Annotated in this window: 4 protein-coding genes and 1 pseudogene; 2 read left to right on the top strand and 3 right to left on the bottom strand. The window is 63.0% G+C overall.

Features of this window, described 5'->3' with window-relative positions; all coding sequences use genetic code 11:
• Positions 1–587, top strand: a pseudogene (locus BV034_RS27965) (hypothetical protein); the annotation flags it as partial.
• A gap of 58 nt (positions 588–645) precedes the next feature.
• A complete protein-coding gene (locus BV034_RS27960; protein WP_050030245.1) occupies positions 646–2,256 on the top strand; it encodes a PQQ-dependent sugar dehydrogenase in 1,611 nt (536 codons plus the stop codon).
• 562 nt (positions 2,257–2,818) lie between these two features.
• Here the strand turns inward: BV034_RS27960 and BV034_RS27950 are convergent.
• From BV034_RS27950 to BV034_RS27940, 3 genes are all read right to left on the bottom strand, one after another.
• Positions 2,819–3,979, bottom strand: coding sequence for an aminotransferase class I/II-fold pyridoxal phosphate-dependent enzyme (locus BV034_RS27950; RefSeq protein WP_050030247.1), 1,161 nt, complete (start codon positions 3,977–3,979; stop codon positions 2,819–2,821).
• A 344-nt stretch (positions 3,980–4,323) separates the two neighbouring features.
• Entirely contained in the window at positions 4,324–4,794 is a 471-nt protein-coding gene (locus tag BV034_RS27945) for an HAD hydrolase family protein (protein ID WP_050030243.1), read from the bottom strand.
• A gap of 149 nt (positions 4,795–4,943) precedes the next feature.
• Positions 4,944–5,465 (bottom strand): PLP-dependent transferase (locus tag BV034_RS27940; RefSeq protein WP_265593552.1); only part of this gene is annotated, 522 nt, incomplete at its 5' end.

Here is a 5,465-nt window from a genome sequence, read left to right as displayed (position 1 = left end):
CCGTGGCCGATGCCCGGCTCACCGAGGCCCGCCGCCAGCGCGAGCACGCCCAGCGCCGCAGCCAGGCCGTGCAGCTCCTGCATGGTCTGTTTCAGGAAGAGCAGAGCTCCCTTACCAAACAGTTCACCCAGCCGCTCGCGGAGAAGGTCTCCGGCTACCTCCAGTGCCTCTTCGGCCCGGAAACCACCGTGCAGGTGAACCTGGGTGCGGACAACAAATTCGAGGGGCTGGAGATCGTCCGCCCAGATCGGCAAAGTGGTGCCCTGGGCTTCGATGTCCTCAGCGGCGGAGCCCGCGAGCAGGTCGCCGCGGCCCTGCGTCTGGCCATGGCGGAGGTGCTCGCCGCCGGGCAGCCCGACAAGTGCCTGCCGCTGGTCTTCGACGACGCCTTTGCCTACTCCGATCCCGACCGCGTCCGGCTGCTCCCGCGCATGCTGGATCTCGCCGCCCGGCGCGGACTTCAGGTCATCGTCCTCACCTGTCACCCGGCCGACTACGCCAGCCTCGGCGCCCGGGAGTTCCGCCTTTCTGAGCCGGCGAAGGGCGGTTGGGTGTCACTGGCACCCAATGAGTCAACCTCGACATAGGGATAGGTAAGTCCTGCTTGTCGGCCGGGGTGGCTGTGCTCTATCCTGCCCCCGCCGAATGAACTTCCCCCGCCCGCTGTCCCGCCTCGCTTTTGCCGCATTCCTGACCTGGCCGCTGCTGGCCTCTGGAGGCGGACCCGCTCCTGATGGAGGCGAGCTCTACCGGCAGCACTGCGCCATCTGCCACGGCGCCGAGGGGCAGGGCATCCCCGGCGTCTTCCCGCCGCTCGCAGGCTCCGACTTCCTGGAGCATCAACGCGAGCGCGCGCTCAAGGCCCCGCTGGAGGGCCTCTTTGGCAAGATCACCGTGAACGGTCGCGAGTACCAGGGCGGCATGCCCCCGGTGATCCTGAAGGACGAGCAGATCGCCTCCGTCTTCGCACACGTCTATGGCTCATGGGGGAATAAAGGGGCTGCGCCCAAGGTGGAGGAGATCAAGACCCTGCGCAGCCAGAGCAAGTACCCCACGTATGAGGCCCTTGTGGCCTCCATGGTGAGCAGCCAGCTCCCCGCCGCGCCGCAGGGTTGGACGCTCAAGGTCGCCGCGGAGTTCAGCTTCTCCCCCGTGCGCCTCGCCGCGCATCCAGACGGTGAGCACGTCCTCATCCTCGCGCAGAACGGCGACATCTGGCAGTGGAAGGTCGGCACGCAGGAGCAGAAGCTGTTGTTTCCTCGGGACACGTACTTCGATCTCGCCCTGGGCGATGTCCTCGCGCTCGGCCTCACTGTGGACCGGGAGGGCCGCCTCTACGTCACCAGCAACCAGTGCAACAAGAAGAAGACTCCCGTGGCCAATGAGGTCACCGTCTTCCGCACCGGCAAGTGGAATGCCACGCAGGGCGGCTGGACCAAACCCGAGTCCTGGCTGCGCGTCACGTATCCCTTTGGCATCGGACCCTACAACCACGGCGTGTCCCACATTGCCCAGGGGCCGGATGGAATGATGTACATCAACAGCGGCGCCCGCACCGATGGCGGCGAGCCCGGGAAGCAGCCCAACTACGACACCGGCGGTGAAAACGAACTCACCGCCTGCATGTGGCGGGTGGACCCCGCCCAGGACAAGCCGCAGGTGGAGGTCATCGCCCGCGGCCTGCGCAACAGTTTCGGCTTCTGCTGGGATGACGAGGGCCGCATGATCGCCACCGAGAACGGCCCCGACGCCGAAGCCCCGGAGGAGCTCAATGTCATCGAACCCGGCAAGCACTACGGCTTCCCGTACCAGTTCGCCGACTGGACAGAAAAGGCCTATCCCCACACCCCCGACCTCCCCACCGGGATCGTCGTGAAGAAACCCCTCCGCAATGTTGGCCCCGATGCCGGCGGCAGCACCGAGAAGAGCATCTCCACCTTCGATCCCCACTCCTGCCCCAGCGGCATCGTCTGGCTCGGCAAGGACTGGCCCGCCCCCCTGGGTGGTAGTTTCCTCGCCGCAAGGTTTGGGAATCTCATCAAAGCCGACGCCGGCTATGACGTCCTCCAGATGCGCCCGGATTTTGAAGCGGGCACCACCACCGTAAAGCGCCTGCTCGCCCCCTTGGGGAGACCGATTGATGTGCTGAAACTCCCCGGGCACCGGTTGTTGATCGCGGAGTACTGCCGCGGGACGAATCTGGCAGCAGGGATTGGAACGCCCGGACGGGTGCTGGTGCTGGAGCCAGCTCGGTAAGTGGTAAGTGGTGGGGCTGTTGGAAGCAGGATACTGTATGGAGTACAGGCTTTAGCCTGCTCAGTCTTTTTTGAGAGGTTCCCTGGTGGAGGCGCAACTCAAACTCCAGTGCGAGCTCTTTCAGAAAGCGCGCTCACTTTGCCCCGCTGCTCTCATCTTGTCCCGCGCTGGGCGGATGGTCACGCTCTCTGCACCCGACCCCACAGAAGCTTCAGTTAGTGCCTCCTCACGTCGACAACTACAACCGGTGTTGTTTGCATCTCGGCAGAAGGCCAAACCACCTCCGCCACCGTCCCACATCAGCGTCCCCAATCATCGTTAAGCAACACCACATCCCCTCTGCCTCATCACCCCCAAAGCCTTCGTAGTTGTCGACGTGAGGAGGCACTAGCTGAAGCATCTGCAACACCTCTACTCCCACCTGCCTCCATCTACCCTTGACTTCCCCCAGCATCGTCACCAGTGCGACAGTCTCTTCAAACTCCAATCCGGCCCCCGCACCGTGGTTGGAGTACCGACTTTAGTCGGCGTATTGGAAGCTCCACCACTTACCATTCACCGCTTACATCTTACCGGAAGTGTACTTCCGCAGCCTCTCCCCCGCCGCATGCAGCGTCTCCTCCTTCTTCGCAAAGTGAAACCGGATCAGATGATGCACGGGTTCGCGGAAGAAGCTTGAGCCCGCCACGCCAGCGACACCTGCCTCCTTGATAAACCGCTCTGACGCCTCGGTGTCGTCCTTGAATCCCATCGGGGAAATGTCCAGCATCACATAATACGCCCCCTGGGGCTCGGTGAAGGGCAGGCCGGTGGCGCGCAGGTGTTCCAGGAACACCTCCTTCTTTCGGGCATAGAGCGCTTGAAGTTCGTGGTAATAAGAGTCCGGCAGCTCCAGCCCCGCCACCGCCGCTTCTTGAAGAGGAGCTGCCGCCCCCACCGTGAGGAAGTCATGCACCTTCCGCGCCTGGGCAATCACCTCCGGCGCGGCCTGCACATAGCCCAGGCGCCAGCCGGTGATGGAGTAGGTCTTGGAGAGCGAGTTGCAGGTGATCGTCCGCTCAAAGGCCCCCGGCAGCGCGGCAAAGTGCACATGCTCATGCGGCGCGTACACGATGTGCTCATACGGTTCGTCCGTGATGACAAAGGCATCATGCTCCTCGGCCAGACGCAGAATGGTGAGCAGTTCCTCGCGGGTGAAGACCTTGCCCGTCGGGTTCGAGGGATTGCACACGATGATGGCCTTGGGCTTCTGCTCAAACGCCTTCACCAGATCCTCCAGCACAAAGCCGAAGTCCGGCGGGTGCAGCGGCACATAGATCGGCTCCGCCCCAGAGAGGATCGCGTCGGCGGCGTAGTTCTCGTAGAAAGGGGAGAACACCACCACCTTGTCGCCCGGATTGCACGCCGTCATCATGGCCACCATCATCGCCTCCGTGCTGCCGCAGGTGGTCACCAGATGCCGGTCGGGATCAATGGGCAGCCCCGAGAACCGCTGGATCTTCCGCGCCAGCGCCTCGCGAAAACGCGGCGCGCCCCAGGTCACCGCGTACTGGTGGAACGGCCCCCGCGTCGCCTTCTCCAGCGCCTTCAGCAGTTCCTCCGGCGGGTCGAAGTCCGGGAACCCCTGGGAGAGATTGATCGCGCCATGTTGATTCGCCAGCCGGGTGGTCCCGCGAATGACGGACTCAGTGAAGACAGAGAGGCGGGAGGCGGTGGCGGGCATGGGGGAGGCGGGGTGGGGCGAGAGCGGGAATCCTTGGATGAAATTGGGAAACTTCAAAGTTCAAAATTCAAACTTCAAGCCTGATCCCCATCGCGCTCCCTCAGACCTCCGCCTGCGAGGCTCTGTTCGTAGTACAAACTTCAGTTTGCCTGCACTACGACAGACGCCCTGAGGCAAACTAAAGTTTGTACTACGAACAGCTTCCAACAGCCCCAGCCTCCTCAACCGTTAGCGTCAAGTCAGCGTCTGTCAGCGGTTCCCATCCTCTCCACCCCTCCAAGCCTTCATCAATCCATTCCCCCTGCCTTCATTAGTGTTTCATAAGTGTCAATCAGTGGTTTCCCCTACGCTCTGAGCGCCGCAATCAACCGGTTCGGCTGGTTCAGGAAATCCAGTGCATCCAGGATGTGATTCACCACCAGATCCGCCGACAGCAACGTCTCCACGGCCGCGCCTTCGCGTTGGATCACCGCAATGCCCAGGGCGGCGTCTTTCAGCATCGCGGAGTCATTGCGGCCGTTGCCGATCGCCACCACGGACTCCAGGCCGAGTTTGAACACGTAGTCCCGCTTGGCCTCGATCAAACCCTCGGACGGCAAAATCGTGACCTTTACCGGCAGATCCTCGATCTGCGCTTTCACGAGGCCGAAGGTGTCGGCGGTGACGATGTGCACCTGGATCTTCTGCGAAAACGTGCGCAAGCGCCGGGCCACGCCGTCCAGCAGCAGGCCGTCGATGGCGAGAGTGCCGTTGTAGTCCAGCACGAGGTGATGAATCTTCAGGTGTTTGAATCCGGGGATGTTGATGTCGATCATGACGGAGGGGGGAGTTTGAGGAAACTGAAAACCAGGGCGGCCAGTGCACGCCGGTCAGACCGGGACGTGACACTGGCCGCTTGGTTTCGTACGTTTGGTTTGTCTTGGTTTGGTTATCTCGTATTGGTTGCGAGAAGGGGTGTCCAGGCTCACACCGCATCCAGAGCCTGGTCGATGTCGGCCAGGATGTCGTCGATGTGTTCGATGCCTACGGAAAGTCGTACCAGGTCCGGCGTGATGCCGCCCGCGCGCTGCTGCTCTTCATTGAGCTGCGAGTGCGTGGTGGAGGCCGGGTGAATCGCCAGGCTCTTCGCATCGCCCACATTCGCCAGGTGGGAGAAGAGCTTCAGACTTTCCACGAACTTCTGGCCCGCTGCGCGTCCGCCGCGGATGCCAAAGACCACGATGGAGCCGCCCTTGCCGCGCAGGTACTTCTGGTTGAGCTCGTAGTGCGGATCGTCATGCAGCCCGGGGAAGCGCACCCACTCCACCTTCGGGTGCACCTTCAGGTGCTCCGCCACGGAGAGCGAGTTCTGGCAGTGCCGCTCCATGCGCAGCGGCAGGGTCTCGATGCCCTGGAGGAAGAACCATGAGTTGTCCGGAGAGATGGCCGCGCCCAGGTTCCGCAGCGGCACCGTGCGCGCCCGCAGGATGTAGGCCAGAGGGGCCAG

Origin of the sequence: Verrucomicrobium sp. BvORR034, from assembly GCF_000739635.1 — a bacterium.
GTDB lineage: Bacteria > Verrucomicrobiota > Verrucomicrobiia > Verrucomicrobiales > Verrucomicrobiaceae > Verrucomicrobium.
Note: the sequence above shows the minus strand (reverse complement) of the source record. Positions and strands in the feature narration are given on the sequence as shown.

Excerpts from the sequence above, each read along its gene's own strand:
- BV034_RS27960 (WP_050030245.1), top strand. The coding sequence starts at position 646 with ATGAACTTCCCCCGCCCGCTGTCCCGCCTCGCTTTTGCCGCATTCCTG.
- BV034_RS27950 (WP_050030247.1), bottom strand. The coding sequence starts at position 3,979 with ATGCCCGCCACCGCCTCCCGCCTCTCTGTCTTCACTGAGTCCGTCATT.
- BV034_RS27945 (WP_050030243.1), bottom strand. The coding sequence starts at position 4,794 with ATGATCGACATCAACATCCCCGGATTCAAACACCTGAAGATTCATCAC.